Consider the following 26,863-nt stretch of genomic DNA (forward strand, 5'->3'; position numbering starts at 1 on the left):
GATGGTTCGCCGCCTTGCGGTGGTATCGCTGTTCGCGCTGGCCGGCTGCTCGGGACTGCGCGACGCGCTGTCGGCCCACCAGGACGTGGTGGCCCGCGCGGCCGGACAGGAGCTGACGGTCACGCAGCTGGCCGAGCTCGTGGCTCCGGTCAAGCAGATCCCGCTGCGGCGGGAGGTGATGGAGCGCCTGGCCGACGACTGGGTGGACTACCAGCTCCTCGCCCGCGCCGTGGCGCGGGGCGACAGCCTCCTCGACAGCGCGACCGTGATCGCGGTGAACTGGCCCGCGGTGATGCAGCGCGTCGCCGACCGCTACCACGACGCGGTGATCGGCAGCCGCGCCGAGCTGACCCCGCAGCAGGTGGACAGCGCCTACAACGCCGGCGACCTGCGCTGGCTCGACCACATCCTGGTCCGCGTGTCGCCCGACACGTCGGCGGATCTCAAGGCGGCGAAGCTGCGCCAGCTGCAGGGGTATCTCACGCAGCTGCGCCACGGCGCCGACTTCGCCAGGCTGGCGTCCCAGAAGTCCGACGATCCCGGCAGCGCGAAGGCCGGCGGCTCGCTGGGGCTGGTGGCGCGCGGGACGATGATCAAGGCGTTCGAGGATGCGGCCTGGGGCCTCAAGCCGGGCCAGCTGTCGGATCCGGTGCAGACGCCCTGGGGGTACCACATCATCTGGCGGCCGACGCTCGCGCAGGTGCGGGACTCGTTCGCGACCGGCGTGAAGGGCACCCTGGTGCAGCGGTTCGACTCGATCTACGCCGACAGCGTCAACCGCGCGGCCGAGATCAAGATCAAGGGCTCCGCGCCGGCCGCGGCGCGCGCCGCCGCGCAGAACGTGCGGGCGTACCAGGGCAGCGGGCGCGTGCTCGCGACCTACCGCGGCGGGTCGCTGACGCTGGGCGAGTTCGTCCGCTGGCTGGAGGCGTTCCCGCCGCAGACCCGGGCGGCGGTCGCCCAGGCGGCGGACTCGTCCCTGAACCAGTTCCTGCAGACGGTGGTGCGCAACGAGATCCTGATCAACGCGGCCAAGGTCCGGGGCATCAACCTGACGGCGGCGGACCGGGACACGATCCGCACCTTCTACCACGCGGACCTCGACACGATGGAGGCGCGCCTCGGCGTGGCGCCGGAGTCGCTCGCCGCCGACACGGCCGCCCGGCGCAGCCGCACCGAGGCCGCCGCGCACCGCGCGGAGCGCTACTTCGCCGACCTCGTCTCCGCTCCCACCGCGCACCCGTTCTTCGAGCTGCCGGCGTTCCTGTCCGACGTGCTGCGCGCCCGCTCCTCGTGGGACGTCTCGCCGGCGGGCGTGGACCGCGCGCTGGAGAAGGCGACGGCGCTCCGCGGTCCGGTGACGCCGCGCGGCCAGGTGCCCGGCGTGCCGCCGATGACCCCGGCGCCGAGCGGGCCGCCGGTCGGGGTGCAGCCGGCCCCGGGGGCGCCGAGTCCCGCCAAGAAGGGAGCCCGGTAGCCCGGTGACCGCGCGCCTGCGCGCCGCGTGGTGGGCGCTGCTGCTGGCGCCCGCGCCGCTCGCGGCGCAGCAGGCGCCGCAGCTCGTCGACCGCGTGGTTGCGGTCGTGGGGACCGAGCCGATCCTGCTTTCCGACGTCCAGGAGCGGGTGCTGATCCAGCAGTCGCAGAACGGCCTGCGGCTGCCGCCGGACTCCGCCGGCCGGACGGCGCTGCGGCGGCAGATCCTCCAGACGATGATCGACGACGAGGTCCTCTATCAGAAGGCGCGGCGCGACACCTCGATCACGGTGGCCGACGCCGAGGTGCTGAGCAAGGCCGAGGACCAGGCCCGCTCGATCCGCGGCCAGTACCGCAGCGAGGGCGAGTTCCGGGCCGCCATCGCGGCGTCGGGCTTCGGCACCCCGGAGGAGTGGCGCCGCTGGCTGACCGAGCAGCAGCGCCGCTCGCAGTACGAGGACGCCTACCTCGGCAAGCTCCGCCAGGACGGGAAGCTCAAGCCCGCCAGCGTGACGATGTCCGAGCTGCGCGACGCCTTCCGCGACTGGCAGGCGCAGGGGCAGCAGAACAAGCGGCCCGCGATGGTGTTCTTCAAGCAGATCGTGGTGGCCCCGCGCCCGACGGCCGAGGCCCGGGCGGCGGCGCTGGCACGCGCGGAGTCGGTCCTGGTCCAGCTCCGCCACGGGGCCGACTTCGAGACGCTCGCCCGCCGCTTCTCCGACGACCCGGGAACGCGGGAGGTGGGCGGCGACCTCGGCTGGTTCCGGCGGGGCACGATGGTGGACGCGTTCGAGAAAGTCGCGTTCGCCACGCCGGAGGGCGGGATCGCGGGCCCGGTGGAAACGCCCTACGGCTACCACATCATCAAGGTCGAGCACGTGCAGCCGGGCGAGATCAAGGCGCGGCACATCCTGTTCATTCCGGCCGTCGACTCGGCCAACCTGGCCGTGGCACGCGCGCGCGCCGACACCGTGTTCGCGCTGCTCAAGGGCGGCGCGGATTTCGACTCGCTCGCCGGCCTCTACGCCGACACCACGGAACAGGTGCGGGTGGACTCGGTCGAGCGCGCCAAGCTCCCGCCCATCTACGCCGCCGCGTTCGACTCGGCGACCATCGGCCAGCCCATCCCGCCGTTCGCCATCAGCACGGAGTCGGCGAACCGCACCAAGTACGCGGTCGCGATCCTGACCGCCGTGGAGCCCGAGCGGGACTTCACGTTCGAGGACGTGCGCGACCAGCTGCGGCAGCGACTCACCCAGCAGAAGGCCGTCCAGGAGCTGCTCCGCTCACTCCGGAACCAGACGTACGTGAGCGAGCGGCTGTGAAGCGGCGCTGAGCTCGCTACGCCCCATCCGTCCGCTCCCGGCCTGCCGTCTTCCGAGCAACGATGCCCGTCCACGCGCCCCGGCTCGCCATAACCGTCGGTGACCCTCGGGGCATCGGTCCCGAGATCGTGGCCGCCGCCATCGGCGCGGCCGGGGCCGAGACCACCGTCGTCGGGCCCGACGACGTCATCGCGGGCATCCCCGCCGACCACAGGGCCGGGGTGGGGCGCTGGGACGGCGCGCCGCCGGGCGGCGCCCGCCTCGAGCTGGCGGGGCGGCTCACCGGGCTGGCCGTCGAGGCCGCGGTACGGCTGTGGAAGGAAGACCGGGTGGACGCCATCGTGACGGGCCCGGGGGACAAGCGGGCGCTCAACGCGGCGGGCTACCGGTTTCCCGGCCACACCGAGCTGCTGCGCGACCTGACGGGCGCGCGGCAGGTGGCGATGATGCTGGCCTCGGACCGGCTCCGCGTGGTGCTGGTCACGACGCACCTGGCCTTGCGCGATGCCCTCTCGATCCTGACGCCCGAGCGGATCGTGGAGGTCGGCCTCGTCGCCCGGCAGTACCTGACGGCGTGGTTCGGCCTCGCCGCGCCGCGGCTCGCGCTGTGCGCCCTCAATCCGCACGCGGGCGAGGGCGGCCTGTTCGGGCACGAGGAGGCGCGGGTCCTCGGCCCGGCCGCCCGCACCCTCGACATCGCCGGGCCGCTGCCGGCGGACACCGTGTTCGTGCGTGCGATGCGGGGGGAGTTCGACGCCGTGCTGGCGCCCTACCACGACGTGGGGATGACGGCCATCAAGGTCGCGTCGTTCGGCCACGCCGTGAACGTGACGCTGGGGCTGCCCGTGCCCCGCACCTCGCCCGACCACGGGACGGCGATGGATATTGCGGGGAAGGGGATCGCGGACCCGTCCTCGATGAAGGAAGCGATCAAGGTGGCGAGGGAGATTGTGGTGAGACTGAAGAGGGAGGAGTGAGCGGCTTCTCACGCGAGCGTCTCCCCTCTCACCCCTCACCTCTCACGCCTTCTGACCTGACGAACCTCGCCTCCGCCACCCGCCGCCCGTCCATCGCCACGATCTCGAACGCCCCGCCGCCGACCTCGACGCGGTCGCCCACGACCGGCAGCCGCCCCAGCCGGCCGAACAGGTAGCCGCCCAGGGTCGTGTAGTCGTCGCTGGCGAGCGCGAGGCCGCACCGCGCGTTGACCTCGGGCAGCGTCAGGCTGCCGGGATGCGCGGCGCCCGGCGGCGGGATCGTGCCGCTCAGCCGGAGGCCGGCCGGACGGTCGTACTCGTCGTAGATCTTTCCGACGATCTCCTCCAGCAGGTCCTCCATCGTCACCAGGCCGGCGGTCCCGCCGAACTCGTCCAGCACGATGACCATGTGCACGCTCTTGAGCTTCATGTCCGCCAGCACGTCCTCGACCTCGCGGGAGCCGGGGACGAAGTGCGCGGGCCGCATCAGCTCGGCGAGGGCGCCGGGCGGCTGGGGGCGCCGCAGGGCGGCGAGCACGTCCTTGGCGTGCACGATGCCCACGATGTCGTCGAGCGATGCCCCGGTCACGGGGTAGCGGGAGCGGCGGGCGACGGCGATCCGGTCGGCCGCCTCCGCCAGCGTCGCCGTGGCCGGCAACGCGGTCATCGCCGTGCGCGGCGTCATCACGTCGCGAGCGGTCTTCTCCGAGAACTCGAACACGCCGGCCAGCAGCCGCGCGTCGGTGCGGTCCAGGCTCCCGGCCTTGGCGCTCTGGTCCACCAGCATCCGCAGCTCCTCGGCCGAGTGCAGGCGGTCCAGCCGGGTCGGGGCGCGCAGCCCGAACACCCGGAGCACGGCGTTGGCGCTGCCCCTCAGCAGCCAGATGAAGGGATTGGTGGCGATCGTGAACGCCAGCAGCGGGCCCGCGAGCCAGGTGCTGGTGCGTTCCGGGTAGAGCAGCGCCACCGCCTTGGGGGTCAGCTCGCCGAGGACGATGTGGAGGAAGGTGATGCACAGGAACGCGAGGGTCCCGGCGACGCCGTGGGTGGCCAGCGGGGCCAGCACGCGCGGCAGCGGTGCGAACAGGCCCTCGAGCGAGCGCGCGATGGTGGGCTCGCCCACCCAGCCGAGGCCGAGGCTGGCGAGCGTGGTGCCGAGCTGGGTGCCGGAGATCGAGCGGTCGATGGCGAGCAGGGCGCGGCGCGCCAGCTTGGCTTTTGCATCGCCCCTTCGTATCATCGCGTCGATGCGCAGCCGGCGCGACGACACCAGGGCGAACTCGGCGGCGACGAAGAACGCGTTCGCCAGCACGAGCAGGGCGACCACGCCGATGCGCGTGGCGATGGGTTGCCAGGAGCCGTTCATGTCCGGGCAGGCAAGCTACACGTGATCGGGGCCCCCCGCATCCGGAGCGGGCGGTGAGCGAGGCCGGCTGCGTGCGGCCGCCGCAGCGGCCGGAGAGCGCCCGCGCGCTGCTGTGGGCGCTCGTGCTGACGGTGGTCATCGCGGTCGCCGAGCTGGGGGGCGGGCTGGTGTCCCGGTCGCTGGCGCTGCTGGCGGACGCCGGGCACATGGTGACCGACGCCGGCGCGCTCGGCCTGTCGCTGTTCGCGCTGTGGATCGCGCGCCGGCCGGCCACGGCCGAGAAGTCGTTCGGCTACTACCGCCTCGAGATCATCGCGGCCCTGTTCAACGGGGCGCTGCTGATCGGCGTGACCATCTGGATCGTCGTGGCGGCCCTGGGGCGGCTCCGCCAGCCGCCGGACATCCGGTCCGGGCTGATGCTGGCGGTGGCGGTCGTCGGCCTGGCGGCGAACCTGGTCGCCGTCGTGATGCTGCACCGGGCGCGCGAGGAGAACCTCAACGCCCGGGCGGCCTACCTCCACATCCTGGGCGACACCCTGGGCTCGGTGGGCACGATCGCGGCCGCGGGCGTCATTCTGGCGACCGGCTGGCGGCCGGCGGATCCGCTCATCTCGATCGTCATCGCCGCGCTGATCCTGGTGAGCGCGGTGCGGCTGGTGGGCGAGTCGGTGGACGTGCTGCTGGAGGCCACGCCGCAGCACGTGTCCCTGGGCGACCTGGCCGGCGCCATCGGCGCGGTGGCGGGGGTGTCCGACGTGCACGACCTGCACGTCTGGACGGTGAGCAACGGCATCGTGGCGATGAGTGCGCACGCGACCGTGCCGGACCCGGGGCGCCACCAGGCGGCGCTGGAGGAGATCTGCCGCCGGGTGCGCACGTTCGGCATCCAGCACGTGACGATCCAGATGGAGCGGGAGACGGCGTGGCACGAGTGAACCAGAAGTGAGAGGTGAGGGGTCAGAGGTTCGGGTGAGACGTGAGAAGCGAACGGCGTGAGAGGTGAGCGTCTCCCCTCTCACCCTCATTTCTCACGCCCTTGCACCTCTCACTTCTCACCTGAACGGTTCACCCCTCACCTCTCGCCTCTCACCTGTCGTTTGGCCCCGTCCCGCCACTTGCGCACTTCCCCCCTCCCCCCTACCTTGCCGCCGCCACCACTATGAGCCCCCTCGTCTAGGTTCCGGCAACCGCGGCATCTCGTGCACATCCGCAACATCGCCATCATTGCGCATGTCGATCACGGGAAGACCACTCTCGTGGACATGATGCTGCGCCAGGCGGGCGTATTCCGCGCCGGGCAGCAGGTGATGGAGCGCGTGCTGGACAGCAACCCGCTGGAGCGCGAGCGCGGGATCACGATCCTCTCCAAGAACACGGCCGTGCGCTGGGGCGAGGTGAAGATCAACATCGTCGATACGCCGGGCCACGCGGATTTCGGCGGCGAGGTGGAGCGCATCCTGAAGATGGTGGACGGCGTGCTGCTGCTGGTGGACGCGGCCGAGGGGCCGATGCCGCAGACGCGGTTCGTGACGCGGAAGGCGCTGGCGCTGGGTCTCAAGCCGATCGTCGTCATCAACAAGATCGACCGGTCGGACGCCGAGCCGCTCCGGGTGCACGACGAGTGCCTCGAGCTGTTCATGGACCTGGAGGCCTCGACGGCCCAGATCGACGCGCCGTTCCTGTACGCGTCGAGCCGCTACGGGGTCGCGTTCACGGAGCTGCCCTCCAAGCAGGGTGCAGGGGATAGGGTGTCGGGTGTGGAGGCGTCCGGCTCGGACAGCCTACCGCCCACACCCTTGCATCCTTTCGTCGTGCCCGGCACGCCGGAGTGGCTCACGGGTGACCTCCGGCCCCTGTTCGCCGCCATCGTCGACTACGTGCCCCCGCCGCGTGCGCTCGAGGGCCCGTTCCAGATGTTGGTCTCGACGCTCGACCACTCGCCCTACGTCGGGCGGATCGCGATCGGGAAGATCGAGCGCGGGTCGGTGCGCCCGGGCCAGACGGTGGCGTTGCTGCCGTGGGGCGAGCCGGGCCTGGTGCCGGAGGGGACGTTCGCGCGGGCGAAGGTCGCGCAGCTGCACGGCTTCGAAGGGCTGGCGCGGGTGGAGGTCGAGGAGGCGTCGGCGGGGGAGATCGTCGCGCTGTCGGGGCTCGAGGGCATCGAGATCGGGCAGACGGTCACCGATCCCGAGGCGCCGGAGCGGCTCGCGGGCATCGCGGTCGAGGAGCCGACCATCACGGTGGACTTCTCGGTGAACAACGGGCCGTTCGCCGGCCGCGACGGCCGGTTCGTCACCAGCCGCCAGATCCGGGAGCGGCTGTTTCGCGAGGTCGAGCGCAACGTCGCGCTCCGGGTCGAGGAGACGGACTCGCCGGACACCTTCCGGGTGGCCGGCCGCGGCGAGCTGCACCTCGGCATCCTGATGGAGACGATGCGGCGCGAGGGCTACGAGTTCCTCGTCTCGCGGCCCCGGGTCATCACCCGCGAGGGGCCGAACGGCGAGATGCAGGAGCCGTACGAGGAGCTGGCGATCGACGTCTCCGAGCCGTTCGTCGGCACGGTGATGGAAAAGCTGGGGCCCCGGCGCGCCGAGCTGATGGACATGAAAAACCCGGGCCACGGCACGGTCCGGATGGCGTTCCGCATCCCCGCGCGGGGCCTGTTCGGCTACCGGTCGGAGTTCCTGACCGACACGCGCGGCAATGGGATCATGCACCACCGCTTCCTCGAGTACGGCCAGTGGGCCGGCCCGCTCGAGGGCCGCAGCCGGGGCGTCATGGTCAGCATGATCCAGGGAACCGCGGTGGCCTTCGCGCTGTTCAATCTGCAGGAGCGGGGGGTGCTGTTCGTGCGGCCGACGGAGCCGGTGTACGAGGGGATGGTGGTGGGCGAGCACTGCCGGCCGGGGGACCTGGACGTGAACCCGGCCAAGGGCAAGCGTCTCACCAACATGCGCCAGTCCGGGTCGGACGAGGCCGTCTTGCTGGAACCGCCCCGGGACATTACCCTCGAACTCGCGCTCGAGTACATCGAGGACGACGAGCTGATCGAGGTCACGCCGGGCGCGGTGCGGCTCAGGAAGCGCGCCCTCGGCCAGAACGAGCGGAAGAAGCTCGCCCGGGCCGCCCGGGCGGTGGCGGACTGATGTCATCGGAGTCCCATGGCCGGCCCGAACCTACTCTGGAGGGTGGGATGAACGCGCGCAGGGCGTCGGAGCCGCGGGTCGTGATGCGCGGGCGTCGCGGAGACGACGACGAGGAGAAGGAGTTCGAGGACCTCGACGAGTTCGACGAGAACGCGGAGTTCGAGGACGAGGATCTCGACGAGGAGGAGTACGACGAGGAGCTGGACGAGGAAGAAGAGGACTTCGACGACTTCGAGGAGCTGGACGAGGAATACGACGACGACGACGCGGTGCCCCGCCGCGGCGGCGGCCGCCCGCGGCGGGAGTGGGACGCGTGATGAACCTGGTTGTGAGGGTGCAGCCGGCAAAGGGGGAAGACCCGTCCCCTGGCAACTTGCCGTCTGGCAACTTGGAGCGGGCCTGTAGCTCAGGTGGTTAGAGCGCACGCCTGATAAGCGTGAGGTCGGTAGTTCAACTCTACCCAGGCCCACTGCGCGCAACCTGAAGCCCCGCTCGGTCGTCCACGACTGAGCGGGGCTTCTGCTGAGGCGGGATTGTGGACACCAATCGGTCTCTGCAAGCCATGCCATTCCCGTGGAGAGCCCCCCCGGACGCAGGATGGGGCGCGATGGGTAACGCATCGCCGACCGTTTAGCTACTAAATCAATAGTTGACAAGCCGGGCGGCCGCTCCTACCATCTACTAGCACATTAGTAGCTGGGGGGAGCGGTGGCTATCGCCCTGACGGATCGCGAGCTCGACGTGATGGCCGTGCTGTGGGAGCGCGGCTCCGGGACCGTGGCCGAGGTCCGGGACGCCCTGCACGACGAGCTGGCCTATACGACCGTGCTCACCGTGCTGCGGATCCTGGAGGCCAAGGGACATGTGCGGCACGAGGGAGAAGGCAGGGCCCATCGCTACTTCGCGCTCGTTCCGGAGCGCGTCGCGCGACGGGGCGCCGTCCGGCAGCTCGTCGACCGGTTCTTCAGCGGATCGCCGGAGCTCCTGCTCACCGAGCTGGTCGGCGAGCGCGTGCTGAGCAGAGCGGACCTGCGACGGCTGCGGCGGCTGCTCGACGCTCGGATCAAGGGAGGGCGGCCATGATCGCGATCTGGATGCTCTACGCGTCGGCCCTCAGCCTGTGCTTCGGCCTTGCCGCCCTCGCACTGGAGCGCGCCGCGAGACTGTGGGCGAGGCCCCGTCGCTTCCTCTGGGCGGTGGCCATCGCGGCGTCGCTGCTCGTGCCCGTGGCCGGGCTGATGATCCCCGGCGTCCCCGTTCCTCCACGCGTCGCACCGGGATCGGTGCTGGTCGAGGACCTCGTCGTCGGGCCGCCGCCGGCGAGCAGGGCGGCCCCGGTGGGCGTCTCCCGCACCCAGCGGAAGATCGGCCCGCTGATTGCCTCCCTGAGCCGGCCGCTGCTGCTGCTGTGGGCCGGTGCCTCACTCGCGCTGGCGCTCGGCCTGCTTCGAGCCGGCGTCACTCTCCGGCGCCGGGCGCGCGGGTGGCACGCGGCCGTCGTGGACGGAACGGAGGTGCTGGTAGCGCCCGATCTCGGGCCTGCCGTCGTGCGGCTGGGAGGCTTGCGGGTCGTGCTCCCGGAATGGGCCCTGGCGGCGGAGCCGGCAGCGCGCTCGCTGATGCTGCTGCACGAGAACGAACATCGCGCCGCGCGCGACCCGGATCTCCTGCTCGGCGCCACGGTGGCGCTGATGCTCGTGCCGTGGGCCCTCCCCCTGTGGTGGCAGGTGCGCCGGCTGCAGCTCGCCGTCGAGACCGACTGCGATGGCCGGGTGATGCGTGCCGGCGCCGACGCGCACGCCTACGGTGTGCTGCTGCTCAGCGTCGGCGCCCGCTCGACGAGCCAGCCGCTGCTCGCCCCCACCGCATTCTCGGAAGCGCGCACGTTGCTGGAAAGGAGGATCGAGGCCATGACATCTCCCAGCCCGAAGTGGCGTCTGGTCCGGACTGCGCTCGCCACGGGTGCGGGCACGCTCGTCGTCGCGGCCGCCTGCATGACGCCGCGGCCGGCACCGGCGCCGACTCCGCAGCGAGAACGGGTGTATGCGGAAGATTCGGTGACGGAACGGCCGCGGATGCTCCACCACCCGCAGCTGGCATACCCGGACAGTCTCAAGGCAGCGGGCATCGGCGGCCACGTGCTCCTCGAGGCCGTCATCGACACGACCGGGCGTGTGGACTCTGGTTCCGTACGTACCGTGTCGAGCTCGCATCCGGCGTTCGAGGCCGTGGCGCGCGACGTAGTGGTAGCCACCACCTTCCGTCCGGGGCGGCTCGACGGACGCGCCGTAGCGGTGCGGGTCCGGATCCCGTTCAACTTCTCGGTCACGCCCGGCCCTCCCGCACCTCAGCCTCCGCCGGGGGTGTACCGGGAGGATTCGGTCACGGAACGGCCACGGCTGCTCAGCCGCCCGCCGCTGACGTTCCCGGACAGTCTCCGCGCGTTCGGCGACAGTCTCCGCGAGTCCGGCGTGAGCTACCGCGTGTACGTCGAGGCGATCGTGGACTCGACCGGGCATGCCGACGCCGGGTCGGTACGCATCCTGGCGAGTTGGCATCCGGGGTTCGATGCCGCCGCGCGGGCGGCCGTCATCGCGTCCACCTACGCGCCAGGTCGTATCGGCGGGCGCGCCGTACCGGTGATGATCAGGTTCCCGATCGAGGTTGAGCCTCCGTCCGCGCCGGCACCACAGCATCGTTGAGGAGTTGTCCCGCCCGGGGCGGAAACGCCGCGGGAGACCCGTCGCCCCGCTCGAGCTCAGGTCCTCGGGCGGGGCGCTGTCGTGGCGGGGCGCCCGCTCGGGCGCGGCCCCTCTCGGCCCACGGGCGCGACCCCGGGGCTTGCCCGCACCGGGGCCGGCGGTAATACGATTCAGGTCGGCGGACGCACCGGCCCCGCCGCGACCGCAAGGAGGAACCGTGAGAATCACGTTGCTCGCCGTGCTCGGACTCGCCCTTCCCGTCGCCCTCGCCGGCCAGGCGCCGCCGGGGGCCTGCACGCACCGCGGCACCCCCGCCGACCTCGCGAAGCGGCCCAGCCCTTTGGACTCGGTCGAGGCCACCATCGACGGCGCCGTGGTGAAGGTCTGCTACGGGCGGCCCTCGGCGCGCGGCCGGACCATGCTGGGGGACGTGCTCCCCTTCGGCACGCCGTGGCGGCTCGGGGCCAACGAGCCCACGCGTTTGTACGTCCCCTTCGCCGCCGACGTGGCCGGGGTGCACGTTCCGCCGGGGACGTATTCGCTGTACGTGGTCCCCCAGCAGGCGAGCTGGGAAGTGCACGTCAACAAGGTCGTGGACCGCTGGGGCATCCCGATCGACGATCCGGTTCAGGCCCAGGACGCGGGGAAGGGCACGGTCGCGGTCGAGACACTGGCCACGCCGATCGAGCAGCTCACGATGCGCCTGGTGGCCGGGCCGACCTCCGCGCTGGTGGTCGAGTGGGAAAAGACCCGTGTCCATATCCCGATCAAGAAGGCGGGCTGACCAAGTGACACGCGCCGCCGGCGCGGTGGCGCGAACCGGCACCCGGAGCGACACGATGGACGTCACCCGCCGCGGCCTCCTGGCGAGCCTGGGCGGCCTGGTGGCCGCGACCGCCTGGCCCCGGATCGAGCACGCGCTGCCGGCGGTCCCGACGACGGGCGCTCAAGGCGGCGGGCTGCCGGTGAGGGGCGACTTCGCCATCCCGCCGGGCCAGGCGTACCTCAACAGCGCCTTCATCCACCCGATCCCCGTGGCCGCCGCGGAGGCCGTCCGCGGCTACTTCGACACGCGCACCTTCCGCCAGGAGCGGCGGCGCAGCGGCGATTCGCTCGCGGCGGAGGTGAAGGCGGAGTTCGCGGCGCTGATCAACGCCCGGCCCACCGAGATCAGCCTGGTCCAGAACACCAGCACGGGCGAGAACCTGGTGGTCAACGGCCTGGGGATCCCGGCGGGCGCCGGCAACGTGGTCACCGACGCGCTGCACTTCGAGGGCTCGCTGGTCCTGTACGGAGAGCTGGCGAAGCGGGGCCTCGACGTCCGGCTCGTCCGGCCGCGCGAGTGGCGCATCGAGCTGAACGACCTCGCGCGCGTCGTGGACCGGGGGACCCGGCTGGTCGCGGTGTCGCAGGTGTCGTGGTACAACGGCTTCGAGCACGACCTCAAGGCCGTGTGCGACCTGGCGCACGCGCACGGGGCGTACGTGTACGCCGACGTCGTGCAGGCGGCCGGCAACACGCCGCTCGACGTGAAGGCCGCCGGCCTCGATTTCTGCGCCTGCTCGACGTTCAAGTGGCTGATGGGCGACTTCGGCGTGGGGTTCCTCTACGTGCGGGAGGACCTGCTCGACACCGTGATCCACCGCACCCAGACCGGCTACCAGCAGGCGGATACCGAGCTGCACTACCTGCCGTCCGATCCGCCCGGCGCCGCGCCGGTGACCTGGACCCTGCATCCCGACGCGAGCGGGCACTTCGAGGTGGGCACCTACGCGCAGGCCGCGGTGAACGCGCTGGCGGTGTCGCTGCCCTACCTGCGGCGCATCGGCGTCGCGAACATCCGGGCCTACCGGCAGCCGCTCCTCCGCCGGCTGCGCGAGGAGCTGCCGCGGCTGGGCTTCACTCCCATCACGCCGCCCGAGACCACGTCCGCGCTGATCGCGTTCACCGCGCCGGACGCCGAGCGGCGGTTCGCCGACCGGCTGAAGCAGGCCAGGGTGGCGGTGAGCCTCTCCGGCGACCGGATGCGCATCTCGCCGTCCATCTTCAACGGCTCCGACGACGTCGAAGCGCTGCTGAGCGCCCTCTCGTAGCCGCTGGTCGAGCCGCGGCCGGCCCGGCGCGCGCGGAGCCGGCGCCGGCCCCGGCGCCAGGCTGGACGCCGGGGCCCGTCGTTCGCTAACGTGCGTATCCCCCGACCCGGGTCACGCATGATGCCACGCCCGATTCCGCGCTCGCCCGATCGCATCGTCGCGGCCGTCCTGGTCGCGGCCGCACCAGTCCGGTGCGCGTCGCGGGCGGGATCGCCTTCGGCGGCTGACGGATCCGGAGGAGGCACCCGATGAGCACGCTGCTGTACGGTGCGTTGACGACGCAGAGGCTGCGGGCCGAGCCCGGGACGAGCCTGGACGCGGCACCGCCCGGCCTCGGGACCTACGTGGACGCGCTCGCGGCACTCGTGCCCGCCGAGGTGCTCGCGCTGCACGGGCTGATCCTCTCGGTCACCACGGCCACGGTGGTGCAGGACGGACTCCCGCAGGTGACCATCACGGAGCCCGGGACGCTGCGCTATGCGTTCGTGGGCCTGATCGTGCTGAGCGTCGCGCTGTACCTCGTGCCCCGCTTCCGGACGCGCGAAAGGCTCGACGTCGGGCGGGCGCTGATCCCCCCGATCGCGTTCGTCGCGTGGACGATGCTGCAGCGGGCGACGGCGTTCGACGCGGTGTGGCCGACGCTGGGCGGCGCCCCGCGCACCGTGATCGCGCTGTTCGTCGCCGCGGTGCTCGGGATCTTCGCGGCGCGGCTCGCCAAGGACGCCGACCGGAGCGTGCCCCCGGCGGCGTGACGGCCGCCGGACTCCTCCGGCGGTCACCCGGTGGCGACGGCCCCGGGCCGCTCGCCGAGTGAGGCTCCCCCGGGTCGCCCTACGGCAGCCGCTTCGCCGTGTACACCCCGTCGGGTTGCCGCGACACGAGCCCCGTCACGGCGCCCGACGCGTCGGTCGTGAAGGCCAGGCTGAACCCCTGCAGCCCGGCCAAGTCGAACTCGGCCCGCCGGTACGGCACCAGCGGGTAAGGCGGCTGGCCGCGCACGTTCAGCACCAGCACGATCCCCTGCCGCACGATGCTGATCGTGTCCGTCGCGAGCGCGTAGCGACCGGCGAACCGCTGGATGAAGGTCGAGTCCCGCAGCTCGGCGTCCGGCTGACGCCGGAACACGATCGGGTCCACCGACGGCTCGAACGCCGCGCTGACGGCGTCGATGTCGCCCTTCACGTTGCCGCTGAACAGGTACTTCATGTCCTCGAAGGTGGGGTCGGCGGGATTCCGCACGCCGTTGAACACGTCGTAGTGCCAGGGCTCGAGCGCGGTGCGGATGCCGTTGTACACGGCCACCAGGTGGCCCGAGTCCACCGTCACGCCGAGCGTGCCGTACCCCGAATCGGCGTAGTCGCCGGCGTAGTCGGCCAGCGGGTGCGAGGGCCGGGTGTTCGGCACGCGCACCGACGTCCTGCGCTGCGCCGCCTCGCGCTGCTCGGCCTGCGCGGCCGTCCGCCGCGCGAGCGCCTCGGCGTTCCAGTTGCGGAGCGGAGGTCCGAAGATCCGGTCGGCCGCGTGCAGCGCCACCAGTCCGGGCAGCGCGGAGCCGTTCTGGTTGGTGAGCACCACGATCCCGAGATGGTCCTGCGGGTACAGCGTCACCAGCGCCGAGAAGCCGTCGATGTTCCCGCCGTGGTCGGCGCGGTAGTGCCCTCGGTAGCTGGTCAGGAACCAGCCCATGCCGTAGTCGGTGGCGCCGAACTCCTTCTGGTCCGACAGCCCGATCGGCATGTGGGGCGTGTGCATGTCGCGCAGCGTCGTGGCCTGGATGACCCGTCGCCCGTCCACCGTGCCGTCGGAGAGCTGCATCCGCACCCACTTCAGCATGTCGTCCACGCTCGAGTTGATGGACCCGGCGGGCCCCACCAGCGAGATGTCCCGGAACGGCATGCCGTGCACCGTGTCGTGGCGGACCTCGTAGGGCTGCGAGAAGTCGCTCGCGCGCTGCGACTCGGCGACGGAGAAGTTGCTGCCGGTCATCCCCAGCGGCTGGAACACGAGTGAGCGGATCGCCGCCTCCCACGACGTGCCCATCAGCGTCCCGGCCAGGTAGCCCGCCGTCAGGAACATCAGGTTGTTGTACTGGAAGGTCTCGCGGAGGTCCTTGTTGGGCCGGAGGTAGCGCAGCCGCCGCACCAGGTCCTCGCGGGTGGCGGTGAGGTTGTTGTACCACATCAGGTCGTGGCGCGGGAGGCCGGAGCGGTGCGTCACCAGGTCGCGCACCGTCAGCCGGCGGGTCACGTCGGGATCGTACATCCGGAACCACGGCAGATAGTCGGTGACCGGGTGGTCCCACGCGATGCGTCCCTGGTCCACCAGCGTGCCGAGGGCGAAGACCGTGAACGCCTTCGACGCCGAGCCGATGGCGAACAGGGTCTGGGTGGTGACCGGGAGATGCCGGTCGCGGTCGCGCAGGCCGTGGCCGCGGGCGTAGACGACCTCGCCGTCCACGACGATGCCGATGCTGGCGCCCACCACGTGCCAGGCGGTCAGGGCCGAATCCACCCACGCGTCGAAGCCGGCGAGCGCCTGGCGGGCGGCCTCGGCGGGACCCGCACCGGTCCGCATCGTGAAGGCGAACGCCTGGCCGCCCTGCGTGAATTGGCCGGTGACCGACGTGCCGTCGGCCGATCGCGCGCCGCGGAAGGTGGGCTCGCCCGGGACGCCCTGGATCGTGAAGCCGAGCGAGTCGCCGCGGGCCGTGATGGCCGCGAGCGGCAGGTGCGACGCATTCTGCGCGGGAATCGAGATGTCGCCCGTCCAATGCTCGCCGGCGGGCGCGAGAACGACCTCGAACGCCAGGTCACCGGTCGGCAGCTGGATGCTGCCGGTCCAGTGGCCGGCCCAGGACGGTTCGGCCTGCTGGGCACGGGCCGACCCGGGTGCGGCGGCGACGACGAGCAGGGTGCAAAGGGCGACGGAAACCGGACGGGTGCGCATCCATCCTCCCACGCAATGGCGCCGGGCAGCAGTGCGGTTGACCGCCGGGGTCCGGCGCCCGGCGCCTCCCAACATGGGGCGCGTCGCCGGGGCGGACCAGAGTCCCCTCCGGCAGGGGCGGCCCGCCCGGCCGGCCGGGCGTCGCCCTTGCCAGCGGGCTTATCTTCCCTTCATCCACTCCGACGGCGTCTGCAGCAAGGAGCGACCGTGTCCATCAGGCCGGTGAAGCGCATCATCGAATCGAGGCCGACGCTCGAAGGCGCGGGCGTGAAGCTGCGCCGCGCGTTCGGCTTCGGCAGCACGAAGGAGTTCGACCCCTTCCTGCTGCTGGACGATTTCCGGAACGAGAACCCGGCGGACTACCTCGCGGGCTTCCCGTGGCATCCGCATCGCGGCATCGAGACGATCACCTACGTCCTCGCCGGCTCGGTGAGCCACGGCGACAGCCTGGGCAACAGCGGGACGATGGGTCCGGGCGACGTGCAGTGGATGACGGCGGGCAGCGGGATCCTGCACCAGGAGATGCCCAAGGGCGATCCGGCCGGCCGGATGCACGGATTCCAGCTGTGGGCCAACCTGCCGGCGGCGCTCAAGATGACGGACCCGCGCTACCAGGACGTGGCCGCGAAGGACATCCCGGAGGTCACGGACGACGACGGGACGCGCGTCCGGGTGGTGTGCGGCACGTTCTGGGGCAAGACGGGCCCCGTGGACGGGGTCGCGGCCGATCCGCGCTACCTCGACGTGCGGGTGCCGCCGCTGAAGCGCAAGACGCTGCCGGTCGAGACGACGCGGAACGCGTTCGCCTACGTATTCGAGGGCGGCGGCAGCTTCCGCGACGGCTCGGCCCCGCAGGGCGTGCTCACCGAGCAGCTCGATCCCGCGGCCACGGTGGTGCGCGAGGAGGCGGGCAACCGCTCGCTGGTGCTGTTCGGGAGGGGCGACGAGGTCACGGTGCAGGCCGGCGAGCACGGCATCCGGTTCCTGCTCGTGTCGGGGCAGCCCATCGAGGAGCCGGTGGCCTGGTACGGCCCGATTGTCATGAACACCGAGGCGGAGCTGCAGCAGGCGTACGCCGAGTTGAACGACGGCACGTTCATCAAGCACGGCTGAGCCGCGCGCCGGCGCGGCTTGCGCGGCCGCGCCGGGGGCTGCACCCTAGGTGATGACCTCGTTGGCGCGCGGCACCGCGCGGGCCGCCACGCGGTGAAGCCCCGGAAGGCCAAGCCGGCGGCGCGCCGCTCCCGGGCCCGCCGCCGGAAGACGGCCGGGGACCGGCTGCCCGGCGGCCGCCGGTTCTGGCACCAGCTGTTCGCGCATTCCCCCGACGTCGTGATGGTCATCGACCGGCGCTACCGCATCGCCTACGCGAACCGCCCGCTGGCGTCGCGCGCGGTGGGCGAGCTGCTCGGCACCAGCCTGTGCGAGCACCTGCCGGCGGAGGACTGCGACCGGGTCGCGGCGGTCCTCGAGCGCGTGTTCCGCACCGGGGTCCCCGGCCGCTACGAGGTGGCGTTCCCCGATCCCGGCTCGCGGACGCGGGTGTTCGAGTCGCGGCTGGTGCCCATCGCACGGGGCGGCCGCGTGTCCTGGGCGCTGGTGGACGCGGTGGACGTCACCGAGGCCCGCCGCTCCGAGCAGATCCACGCGGCGACGCAGCGGATCTCCGACGCGGCGCACGCGTCGCCCAGCCTGGAGGCGCTGTACACGGCGATCCACCGCATCGTGAGCGAGCTGATGCCGGCGCGCAACTTCTACATCGCGCTGTACGACGCGGCCAGCGGGCTGATCTCCTTCCCCTACTTCGTGGACGAGCTGGACCAGGCGCCGGAGCCCAAGCCGCCGGGCCGCGGGCTCACCGACTACGTGCTCCGCACCGGGCAGCCGCTGCTGGCGACGCCGGACGTGATGCGCGATTTGCGGCGGCGGAAGGAGGTCGAGCTGATCGGGTCGGACTCGGTGGACTGGCTCGGCGTGCCGCTCCAGACTGACGGCCGCACCATCGGCGTCCTGGTGGTGCAGTCCTACACGGAGGGCGTGCGCTACTCCCAGACCGACCGGAGCATCCTGCAGTTCGTCTCCACGCAGGTGGCGATGGCGATCGAGCGCAAGCGGGCCGAAGCGGCCCTGCGGGCGAGCGAGGAGCAGTACCGGCGCCTGGTGGACGTGGCGCCCGACCTGATCGCGGTCCACAGCGACGGCAAGGTGGTCTTCATCAACCCCGCGGGCGTGCGGATGATGGGCGCCCGGTCGGCGGACGAGTTGATCGGGCGGCCGATGCTCGAGTTCGTGCATCCGGACTCGCGCCCGACCGTGGCGGACCGGGTCCAGGCGATGGTGGGCCGCGGCCGGCCGGTGCCGCTGGTGACCGAGCGCTTTCTGCGGCTGGACGGGACGCCGATCGACGTGGAGGTCGCCGCGACGCCGCTGCTGTACCGTGACCGGCCGGCCATCCAGGTCGTGGTCCGCGACATCGGCGAGCGGATGCGGGCCGAGGCGGCGCTCCGCGACAGCGAGGAGCGGTTCCGGTCGTTCATCGAGTCCACGACGGACTGGGTGTGGTCGGTGGATCCCCAGGGCGTGCACACGTACTCCAACCCCGCCGTGGCCCGCATCCTGGGGTACGGCCCGGAGGAGCTGGTGGGCCGGCGGGCCTTCGACCTGGTGCACCCGGACGATCGGGCGGACGTGGCGCAGCAGTTCGCCGCCCTGGCGGCGGAGCGTCGGGGCTGGCGGAACCTCGTGATCCGCTGGCAGCGGAAGGACGGTGCGTACCGGTTCCTGGAGAGCAGCGCCGTGCCGATCTTCGGCGGCGACGGGAGCCTCGAGGGGTACCGCGGCGTGGACCGCGACATCACGGAGCGGGTGAAGGCCGACGAGGCGCTGCGCCGGACCGAGGTCCGGCTGTCGCAGGCGCAGGCCATCGCCCACCTCGGCATCTGGGAGCTGGACCTGGCCGACGCCGCCCACGTGGACCGGAACCCCCTGTGGTGGTCGGACGAGACCTGCCGGATCTTCGGCTACCAGCCCGGCGCGGTCGCGGTGACCAACGAGCTGTTCTTCGGCGCGGTCCACCCCGACGACGTGCCGCGGGTGCGCACCGCGGTGGCCGAGGCGCTGCGCACCGGCGCGCCCTACCAGGTGGACCACCGGATCCGGCGTCCCGACGGCACGCAGCGCGTGGTGCGCGAGCAGGCCAGCATCGAGCGCGACGCCCGCGGCGCGGCGCTGCGGATGACGGGCACCGTGCTCGACGTGACCGAGCAGCGGCGCCTCGAGGACCAGCTGCGGCAGGCGCAGAAGATGGAGGCGGTCGGCCAGCTCGCCGGGGGCGTGGCGCACGACTTCAACAACCTGCTCACGACCGTGCTGGCCTCGCACGAGCTGCTGGCCACCCTGCTGCCCGCCGAGGGCCCGCACCGCGAGGACCTCGAGATGATCCGGCAGGCCGCCGGCCGCGCGGCCGAGCTGACACGCAGCCTCCTGGCCTTCAGCCGCCAGCAGGCGCTGGAGCCGCGCGCCGTGTCGCTGGAGGCGCTGCTGGCGAACTTCGTGCGCCTGGCGCGCCGGGTCGTGCCGGAGGACGTGGAGGTGTCGGTGCAGGTGGACACGCCGCGGTCGGTGATCCGGGCCGACCCGGTCGCGGTCGAGCAGATGCTGATGAACCTGGTCACCAACGCGCGCGACGCGATGGCCGCCGGCGGTACCCTCCGCCTGACCGTGGCCCGCGGCCGGCTCGACGAGGAGCACCTGCGCACCTACGGCTGGGGGGAGCCGGGCGAGTACGTGACGATGTCGGTCAGTGACAGCGGCGTCGGGATGGACCCGGCGACGGTGCAGCACATCTTCGAGCCGTTCTTCACCACCAAGCCGGTGGGGCAGGGCACGGGTCTGGGGATGGCGATGGTGTACGGGCTGGTCAAGCAGCACGGCGGCTTCATCAGCGTCTACAGCGAGCCCGGCCGCGGCACCACGGTGCGCGTCTACTTCCCGGCGGTCGCGGAGGAGGCCGGCGAGCACCGGGTGGAGCCCCCGCCCAAGCCGCGGGGCGGCCACGAGACCATCCTGCTCGTGGAGGACGACGCCTCGCTGCGCCGCACCGCGACCCGGGTCCTCGAGAAGCACGGCTACACCGTCGTCACGGCGACCGACGGCGAGGACGCGCTCGGCCTGGTCAAGTCGCGGCCCGCCGCGCCCGACCTGATCATCAGCGACGTCGTGATGCCGCGGGCCAGCGGCCCGCAGCTGCTGGCCGCGCTGCGGGCCGCCGGCGCCGCGCCGCGGATGCTGTTCACCAGCGGCTACACCGCGCGCGACGTGCACGAGCGCTCGCTGCTCGAGCGGGACGTGCCCTTCCTGGCCAAGCCCTGGACGATCGACGACCTGCTGCGCAAGGTCCGCGAGGTGCTCGACCTGCCGCCGGCCAGCTAGCCGGCCGCCCGAACGACGCAGCCCCGGCGGGTCGCGGTGACCGGCCGGGGCTTCGTTGCGCGGGTCCGCCCTACTGCCGGCAGGCCCCCTGCGGGTCCGGCTTCGGGTGATCCACCACCACGCGGTGGTCCAGGTCGGCCACGTGCATCGCGACGTCCTCGACCAGGTTGGCGACGCGGGCCATGTGCGGGTAGTCGATGTACTCCGGCTCGTCGGTGACCTGGTGGTAGTCGGCGTGCCCGCCCGTCGTGAAGAACACGACCGGAATGCCGTAGCGCGCGTACGAGTAGTGGTCGCTGCGGCAGTAGATGTTCTGCGGGTGGCCGTCGGCGTCGAGCGAGTAGTCGAACGCGAGCCCGTGGTGGTCCTCCGTGTTCACCTTCTCCACCAGGTCGCCCAGCTCGGTCGAAAGGCGCCGCGAGCCCACCAGCTGCAGGTAGTTCGGGTTGCCGTGGATGGGCGCGCCCTCCTTGGTGCGGCCCGTCTCGTCCGCCGAGTCGCCGCGGCCGATCATGTCGATGTTGAGCTGGGCCACGATCGAATCGCGCGGCACCGTCGGATGGTCCGTGAACCAGGTCGAGCCGAACAGCCCCAGCTCCTCCCCGGTGTGCCACACGAAGATGATCGAGCGCTTCGGCTTCACGCGCTCGGTGGCGATGCGCTGGGCGATCTCGAGCACCGACACCGTGCCCGAGCCGTCGTCGTCGGCGCCGTTGTCGATCGAGTCCGCGCGCTGGGTGCCGGGGTGCGCCGTCCGCCATGCCGCCAGCAGGCTGTCCACCCGGTCCTGCTCGGCGGGCGTGGCCTGCTTGCCGGTCTGCTCCGCGCCCTCCGGCCGCACCACCTGGTTGAAGATGCGCATGGAGTCGTGGTCCACCGGCGGGAGCGTGAGGCCGATGTGGTCGTTGTGGGCGCCGATGGCGACGTACTCGCCGCGCAGCCTCGGATCGCTGCCCCGGACGACCGCCACCACGTTCCGCGCCGGCGCGCTCTCGCGGGTGACGGTGATGTGCGCCCGGAGCGTGGCGCCCGTGGCGCCGACCCTGGCGCTGTCGAGCGGCATGCCGAGCAGCGCCCCCGCGGCGGCCGAGGTGAGCTGCAGAATGGTGGGGCCGCCGCGCTGGTCGCCGCCGGAGGGCGCCAGGGTCACCGACGGCTCCCGGAGGAAGTGCTTGAACTGGGGCGGGACCCGCTCCAGCCCCGGGAACGCGAGGCCGGCGGCCTCGTTGAGCCGGGCGATGACCGCGCCGGGGTTGATGCGCAACGGCCCGGCGGGCAGGGAGAACACCACCACCCGGCCCCGGGCCTGCTCGACCGGGAAGGAGTCGGCGGCGTTGAGCGAGCCCCCGAAGATCGCCTGCGCGCCGTCCACCGAGCGCGGCTCACCCGCGCCGAAGTGACGCGGGAGGAAGTCGTCGAACACCCGGAGCGTGGTGCCCCCCGCCGTGATGGTGGACGTGCTGTCGATCGTCTCCTTCACCAGCGGGACGTTCTGGAAGAAGGTCCCGCTGTCGCCGGCCGGCACGAGGCCCATCCGCTGCGCCTCGGCGGCGACGTAGGCCGTCGCCTTGAGGTTCCAGGGCGTGCCGGCGCGCCGGCCCATCATCGAGTCGTCGGCGTAAATGTAGAGGCGGGTCATCAGGTCGGCGGCCGTGATGGCCGGCACCGTCGGTTGGGGGGCGTGCTTGAGGGGCAGCGCCATCTGGGCGGCGAGGGCGTTCGGCGCCAGCAGGGCCAGCCACCCTACGCGGTGGACGAGACGCATCGGGGCTCCGGGTTGATGTGGGGTGCCGCACGGCCGCGGCCGCCTCACCGGGCGCGGGGCGCCGGTTTGGGGGCTCGTCGGCGGGTCGGAAACGGGTCTCTTTACGCCGCCGCGCGGAGGGAAGTTTCAGGAGGCGCGGAGGGAAGTTTCAGGAGGTGCGGAGGGAAGTTTCAGGAGGTGCGGGCGAGGAGGGCGTCCACCTCGGCGCGGACCGGCATGGAGGCAGCGGTGCCGTGCCGGGTCACCGAGATGGCCCCGGCCGCGCAGGCGAAGCGCGTCGCGGCGACGAGGTCGCGGCCCTCGGCCAGAGCCACGGCGAGCGCACCGGTGAACGCGTCCCCCGCGCCGGTCGTCTCGACCACGGGCCCGGCGTCGAACGCGGGCACGTGGCGGGCGACCGCGGCGTTCTTCGCGAACGCGCCGCGTCTGCCGAGGGTGATCACCACGTTGCGCGCACCGCGCGCGAGGAGGACGTCGGCCGCACGCTCGGCCTCGGCCCGCCCGCGCACCGGCCGGCCGGTGAGGGCCGCCGCCTCGACCTCGTTGGGGGTGAGGACGTCGCACAGGGCGCAGACGCGGCGCGGCAGCCGGAGCGCCGGGGCGGCGTTGAGGATGGTGAGGACGCCCCGCCCGCGCGCGAGGGCGAGCGCGTGCTCGACCACGGGCAGCGGCACCTCGAGCTGTGCCACGAACGCGGACGAGCCGGCGATCAGCTCCGCCGCGCGGTCCACCTCGGCCGCGGTCAGCAGGGAGGACGCGCCGGGCACGACGACGATCGCGTTCTCGCCGGTGGCCGGGTGCACCACGATCGCGGCGGCGCCGCTCGCCTGCCCGGGCGCCTCGAAGCAGAACCGCGTGTCGATCCCCGCCGCGCTCCAGGTCTCCCGCGCCAGCGCGCCGAACGCGTCGCGGCCGATCTTGCCGATGAGGCTCACCGGCGCGCCGAGCCGGGCCGCGGCTACGGCCTGGTTCGAGCCCTTGCCGCCCGGGCTGATGCGGTACTCGGCGCCGAGCACGGTCTGGCCCCAGGCCGGCAGCTTCCGGGTGCGGAACGCGAGATCGGCCACGAAGATGCCCATCACGGCGATGCGACCGTCGCTCACGCGGGTCCTCCTCTCCCGGGCTCCCTTGCGCCGTCGGGGATACTACGGTAACCTCGGCGGCCAATCCACCCAGGCCGTTCGCATCTCACCCGTCACTCACACAGGGGGACGCATGTCGTTGGCAGGAACGCGAGGTCGCCGGCTCGCCGGCGCGGGGCTCGGTCTGCTGTTGGCCGGAACGGCCGCGTGCACGAGGGAGCGCGTGGTGCAGGGCGAATGCCGATCGTACAACGGCGCGGACGTGTGCACGTGGGGCCGGATGCAGGGCACCACGGTCGTGGCGTTCGGGGCGACGATCCCCGTCCAGTCGATCGAGCAGGCCCCGGCCGAGATGCCGATGGTCTGGCCGCCGAAGGCGGACCTCGTGGTGGCGCTGCCGGCCGCGGTGCAGGCCGCGACGGGCTACGACCACGTGAACGTGTTCTGGGAGCCCCACGGCCACCCGCCGGGGCCGTATCTGACGCCGCACTTCGACATCCACTTCAACAACGTCTCCGCGGCCGACGTCGCCAGGATCGACTGCGCCGACTCGACCAAGCCCGCGGCCCTGCCGGCCGCCTACGAGCTGCCCGACGTGACCATTCCGGGGGTGGGAAGGCTGATCGGCATCTGCGTGCCGGGGATGGGGATGCACTCGCTCCCGTCGGCCGAGCTGCGCTCGACGGCGCTGTTCGAGAAGACGATGCTCGTGGGTTACTACCACCAGCAGCCGATCTTCGTGGAGCCGATGATCACGCGCTCGACGCTGCTCGCGCGGCGCAGCTTCTCGCTCGACGTGCCGGCCGTGCCGGGAGCACCGGCGAGCCTGAAGGTGCCGGCCGGGTTCGAGGCCACCTACGACAGCGCGGCGCAGGCGTACCAGTTCACGTTCCGGGCGTCGCGCGCGGCGAGCTAGCGGCCGCCCGCCGGTCCGGCGATGAGACACGAAGCCCCGCCCGGTCATCCGGGCGGGGCTTCCGCTTGCGGCGTCACCGCCGTCAGCGCCAGAACCGCGAGATGGTGTAGATCGCCAGCCCCACGAGCCCGCCGACCAGCGTGCCGTTGATCCGCACGAACTGCAGGTCGCGGCCCACTGCCAGCTCGAAGCGGTGCGAGGTGGCGGCGGGGTCCCAGCCGGCGACGGTCTGCGCGATGAAGTCGCCGATCTCGTCCCGATACTGCTCCACCACCGACACGGTGACGTCGATGACGACGTCGTTGATCTCGTCCAGCGTCGCCTGGTTGCCCAGCAGGGCCGCGCCGAACGCCGCGATGCCGCTCTCCAGGGCGCCGGGCGCGGCGCCGTCCGCGCGGGTGGCGAAGCGCGTCACGGCATCGCGGGTCGTCTCCCAGAGGCGGCCGGTCAGCTCGGCCACGGACGGGTCCGCGAGCCACTCTTCCTTGAGCGCTTCGGCGCGGGCGATCGCCTCGGGGGAGTGCTCCAGCCGGTCGATGAAGTCCCGCAGGGCCGCATCGAAGGCGGCGCGCAGCGCGTGGTGCGGGTCGGCGCCGATGCCCTGGAGCATCGCCTCGATCGCGCCGATGATGCGCTGGTAGAGCATGTCGTCCACGACGCCCGGCACCCACCACGGGCTCTCGGCCTTGACCTGCTCGCGGATCAGCTCGCGGTTGTCGTGCACGGCCTGGGCGGCGAGCCGGACGGCCTCGTCCAGCAGCTCCTGGTGGCGGTTGCCGGCCACCACCAGCGACAGGGTCTTGCCGAGCGCGGGCGCCACGCGCGTGGCGCGCAGCTGGGCGATGAGTCCCTGCTGCACCAGCGCCCGCATCTCCTCGTCGGGCAGCGCGTCCAGCGTCCGGGCGACGCCGCTCGCGACCTGCTGCGCGATGCGCCGGCTGTTGTCCACCCGGCTGAGCCACCGCGCGGCCCGCTCCGCCGGCCGCACCTCGCGGAGCTTGGCGGCGATCACCTCGCGGGTGAGGAAATGGCTCTGCACGAAGGTGCCGAGCACCCGGCCGATGCGCTCCTTGCGGGTGGCGACGATGGCCGTGTGCGGGATCGGGATGCCGAGCGGGTGGCGGAACAGCGCGGTGACGGCGAACCAGTCGGCCAGGCCGCCCACCAGCGAGGCCTCGGCCGTGGCCCGGACGAAGCCCAGCCAGGGATAGCGGCCCTCCAGGGTGCGCGCCGCCGCGAAGATCGCGGCGGCGGCGCCCAGCAGGCCGGTGGCCCGGCGCCGCATCGCGTCGAGCTGCGCCTGCCGCACGGCGTCGTCGGGCCGCGACCAGAGCGCCGCTGGAGTCGTCATGGCGCCCCAAGATAACGCGCCGCCGCCGGCCCGGCGTATCTTATCCCGTTCACCGGGAGCCCGGGATGGATCGAGGCCTGCTGAACGCGAACCAGCAGCGACGGGTCGCGACGCACCTGCGGCTCCTCGCCGAGGACTGCGCTGACCTGGCCGGCTGGCCGGAGCTGCAGCGGCCCGGCGAGCCGTACGCGTCGCTGCGCGCGCTCATCGGCCGGCTCGCGGAAGCCGTGGCCGCGCTGGGCCGTTCGCTCGACCTCCCGGCGCACCAGGCGCCGCCGCTCCGGCGGCGCGTGATGGCCACCGCGGAGGTGTGGGCGAGCAGCATGGAGGACGTCAAGTCGCGGCACCTCAAGGCGTACGGGCGCGTCCACCCCGAGCTGGGGCGCGAGCTCGATCCGCGGGTGGACGAGATCGTCGCGATGCTGCGAGAGGTCGCCGACCTGGCGGACCGGCTCCCGGACCGCTAGGCGGTCATCCGAACTGCACCGACCGCTTGGTCAGCGACCCGAAGTTGTACCCGGTGATCGGGAAGGTCACGGGCCCGGGCTCCCCGGCCGCGCTGCCCGCCGCCGCGATGACGGGCACGAAGTGCTCGTGCGTCGGCAGCGCCATCCGCACGGCGGGGGCGCGCCGGCGGTAGTCGAGCAGCGTGTCCACGTCCTGCCGCGCCAGGACGTCGGCGGCCCAGGCGTCGAACTCCGCGGCCCACGCGGGAGTCCCGGCGCCGGGCGACATGTCCATCGCGCGCAGGTTGTGGGTGAGGAACCCGCTGCCCACGATCAGCACGCCCTCGTGGCGCAGCGGCGCCAGCGCCCGGCCGAGCTCGAACAGCGTGGTGGGATCGAGGTTCGGGAGCGACACCTGCAGCACGGGCACGTCGGCAGCCGGGTACATCGCGATCAGCGGCACGTAGGCGCCGTGGTCGAGGCCCCGGTCGGACTCGATGACCGGCTGCGTGCGCCCCAGCAGCTCGCGCAGCCGCCGGGCCAGGTCGGGCGCCGGAGGCGCCGGGTACGCGACCTGGTAGTATTTCTCGGGAAAGCCGTAGAAGTCGTAGACGAGGGGCACGGGTCGGGTCGCCCCGAGGGTGATGGGCTTCTGCTCCCAGTGCGCGGAGAGCATCAGCACGGCGCGGGGGCGGGGCATCGCCCCGGCCCACTGGCGGAGCTGGGCGATCCACTCCTGATCGTCGAGCAGGAACGGCGATCCGTGGGCGAGGAAGATGGCCGGCACGCGGTCGGGCATGGACGACTCCTCCACGGCAGAACGGTAGATGGAGAAGGATAA

The 26,863-nt window shown here is 72.5% G+C and carries 21 protein-coding genes and 1 tRNA gene; 16 read left to right on the top strand and 6 right to left on the bottom strand.

Going from position 1 to position 26,863, the window contains the following annotated elements:
• Position 1: 1 nt before the first annotated feature.
• The 3 genes from VMF70_15110 to pdxA all read left to right on the top strand — a co-directional run bounded on the left by VMF70_15110 (position 2) and on the right by pdxA (position 3,778).
• Positions 2–1,477, top strand: a complete 1,476-nt coding sequence (locus VMF70_15110) for a peptidylprolyl isomerase (protein HTT69352.1) — start codon at positions 2–4, stop codon at positions 1,475–1,477.
• Positions 1,478–1,481: 4 nt separating this feature from the next.
• The gene (locus VMF70_15115) at positions 1,482–2,801 is read left to right on the top strand and encodes a peptidylprolyl isomerase (GenBank protein HTT69353.1); all 1,320 of its coding nucleotides are present in this window, start codon (positions 1,482–1,484) and stop codon (positions 2,799–2,801) included.
• Between the two features lie 62 nt (positions 2,802–2,863).
• Positions 2,864–3,778 (top strand): 4-hydroxythreonine-4-phosphate dehydrogenase PdxA, encoded by a 915-nt coding sequence (gene pdxA, locus VMF70_15120; GenBank protein ID HTT69354.1) that lies wholly within the window; start codon positions 2,864–2,866, stop codon positions 3,776–3,778.
• A 28-nt stretch (positions 3,779–3,806) separates the two neighbouring features.
• Here pdxA and VMF70_15125 read toward each other — a convergent pair whose 3' ends face one another.
• Positions 3,807–5,144 carry a hemolysin family protein gene (locus VMF70_15125; GenBank protein ID HTT69355.1) on the bottom strand — a complete coding sequence of 446 codons (1,338 nt, stop codon included), beginning with the start codon at positions 5,142–5,144 and terminating at the stop codon, positions 3,807–3,809.
• A gap of 53 nt (positions 5,145–5,197) precedes the next feature.
• Here VMF70_15125 and VMF70_15130 point away from each other — a divergent pair, with 53 nt between their 5' ends.
• The 9 genes from VMF70_15130 (at position 5,198) to VMF70_15170 (ending at position 13,837) form a co-directional block, all read left to right on the top strand.
• On the top strand, positions 5,198–6,079 hold the full coding sequence (locus VMF70_15130; protein ID HTT69356.1) for a cation diffusion facilitator family transporter: 882 nt from the start codon (positions 5,198–5,200) through the stop codon (positions 6,077–6,079).
• A gap of 264 nt (positions 6,080–6,343) precedes the next feature.
• Positions 6,344–8,290, top strand: coding sequence for a translational GTPase TypA (gene typA / locus VMF70_15135; GenBank protein HTT69357.1), 1,947 nt, complete (start codon positions 6,344–6,346; stop codon positions 8,288–8,290).
• 47 nt (positions 8,291–8,337) lie between these two features.
• Complete coding sequence (locus VMF70_15140; protein HTT69358.1) at positions 8,338–8,607, top strand: hypothetical protein; 270 nt, start codon at positions 8,338–8,340, stop codon at positions 8,605–8,607.
• 78 nt (positions 8,608–8,685) lie between these two features.
• Positions 8,686–8,759: transfer RNA gene (locus VMF70_15145), tRNA-Ile, on the top strand.
• A 239-nt stretch (positions 8,760–8,998) separates the two neighbouring features.
• On the top strand, positions 8,999–9,373 hold the full coding sequence (locus VMF70_15150; GenBank protein ID HTT69359.1) for a BlaI/MecI/CopY family transcriptional regulator: 375 nt from the start codon (positions 8,999–9,001) through the stop codon (positions 9,371–9,373).
• Positions 9,370–10,992, top strand: coding sequence for a TonB family protein (locus VMF70_15155; GenBank protein HTT69360.1), 1,623 nt, complete (start codon positions 9,370–9,372; stop codon positions 10,990–10,992). Before VMF70_15150 ends, VMF70_15155 begins: the two co-directional genes overlap by 4 nt.
• A gap of 217 nt (positions 10,993–11,209) precedes the next feature.
• The gene (locus VMF70_15160) at positions 11,210–11,776 is read left to right on the top strand and encodes a DUF2911 domain-containing protein (GenBank protein ID HTT69361.1); all 567 of its coding nucleotides are present in this window, start codon (positions 11,210–11,212) and stop codon (positions 11,774–11,776) included.
• A 4-nt stretch (positions 11,777–11,780) separates the two neighbouring features.
• On the top strand, positions 11,781–13,085 hold the full coding sequence (locus VMF70_15165; GenBank protein ID HTT69362.1) for an aminotransferase class V-fold PLP-dependent enzyme: 1,305 nt from the start codon (positions 11,781–11,783) through the stop codon (positions 13,083–13,085).
• 248 nt (positions 13,086–13,333) lie between these two features.
• Complete coding sequence (locus tag VMF70_15170; protein ID HTT69363.1) at positions 13,334–13,837, top strand: hypothetical protein; 504 nt, start codon at positions 13,334–13,336, stop codon at positions 13,835–13,837.
• 79 nt (positions 13,838–13,916) lie between these two features.
• Here VMF70_15170 and VMF70_15175 read toward each other — a convergent pair whose 3' ends face one another.
• Positions 13,917–16,031 (bottom strand): serine hydrolase, encoded by a 2,115-nt coding sequence (locus VMF70_15175; GenBank protein HTT69364.1) that lies wholly within the window; start codon positions 16,029–16,031, stop codon positions 13,917–13,919.
• 207 nt (positions 16,032–16,238) lie between these two features.
• On the opposite strand from VMF70_15175, the gene VMF70_15180 reads away from it, so the two are divergent.
• Together VMF70_15180 and VMF70_15185 are read left to right on the top strand one after the other, a co-directional pair.
• Positions 16,239–17,144, top strand: coding sequence for a pirin family protein (locus VMF70_15180; protein HTT69365.1), 906 nt, complete (start codon positions 16,239–16,241; stop codon positions 17,142–17,144).
• Positions 17,145–17,237: 93 nt separating this feature from the next.
• Positions 17,238–20,462, top strand: a complete 3,225-nt coding sequence (locus tag VMF70_15185) for a PAS domain S-box protein (protein HTT69366.1) — start codon at positions 17,238–17,240, stop codon at positions 20,460–20,462.
• 70 nt (positions 20,463–20,532) lie between these two features.
• On the opposite strand, the gene VMF70_15190 is transcribed toward VMF70_15185, so the two are convergent.
• Together VMF70_15190 and rbsK are read right to left on the bottom strand one after the other, a co-directional pair.
• Entirely contained in the window at positions 20,533–22,227 is a 1,695-nt protein-coding gene (locus VMF70_15190) for a M28 family peptidase (protein HTT69367.1), read from the bottom strand.
• A gap of 170 nt (positions 22,228–22,397) precedes the next feature.
• Positions 22,398–23,330 carry a ribokinase gene (rbsK, locus tag VMF70_15195; GenBank protein ID HTT69368.1) on the bottom strand — a complete coding sequence of 311 codons (933 nt, stop codon included), beginning with the start codon at positions 23,328–23,330 and terminating at the stop codon, positions 22,398–22,400.
• Positions 23,331–23,535: 205 nt separating this feature from the next.
• Here rbsK and VMF70_15200 point away from each other — a divergent pair, with 205 nt between their 5' ends.
• The gene (locus VMF70_15200; protein HTT69369.1) at positions 23,536–24,225 is read left to right on the top strand and encodes a DUF5602 domain-containing protein; all 690 of its coding nucleotides are present in this window, start codon (positions 23,536–23,538) and stop codon (positions 24,223–24,225) included.
• A gap of 82 nt (positions 24,226–24,307) precedes the next feature.
• On the opposite strand, the gene VMF70_15205 is transcribed toward VMF70_15200, so the two are convergent.
• Entirely contained in the window at positions 24,308–25,576 is a 1,269-nt protein-coding gene (locus VMF70_15205) for a DUF445 domain-containing protein (protein ID HTT69370.1), read from the bottom strand.
• Between the two features lie 65 nt (positions 25,577–25,641).
• On the opposite strand from VMF70_15205, the gene VMF70_15210 reads away from it, so the two are divergent.
• A complete protein-coding gene (locus VMF70_15210) occupies positions 25,642–26,043 on the top strand; it encodes a hypothetical protein (protein ID HTT69371.1) in 402 nt (133 codons plus the stop codon).
• A 4-nt stretch (positions 26,044–26,047) separates the two neighbouring features.
• On the opposite strand, the gene VMF70_15215 is transcribed toward VMF70_15210, so the two are convergent.
• The gene (locus VMF70_15215; GenBank protein HTT69372.1) at positions 26,048–26,821 is read right to left on the bottom strand and encodes a class III extradiol ring-cleavage dioxygenase; all 774 of its coding nucleotides are present in this window, start codon (positions 26,819–26,821) and stop codon (positions 26,048–26,050) included.
• Between the last annotated feature and the right edge of the window lie 42 nt (positions 26,822–26,863).

This window comes from Gemmatimonadales bacterium, assembly GCA_035502185.1.
GTDB lineage: Bacteria > Gemmatimonadota > Gemmatimonadetes > Gemmatimonadales > JACORV01 > Fen-1245.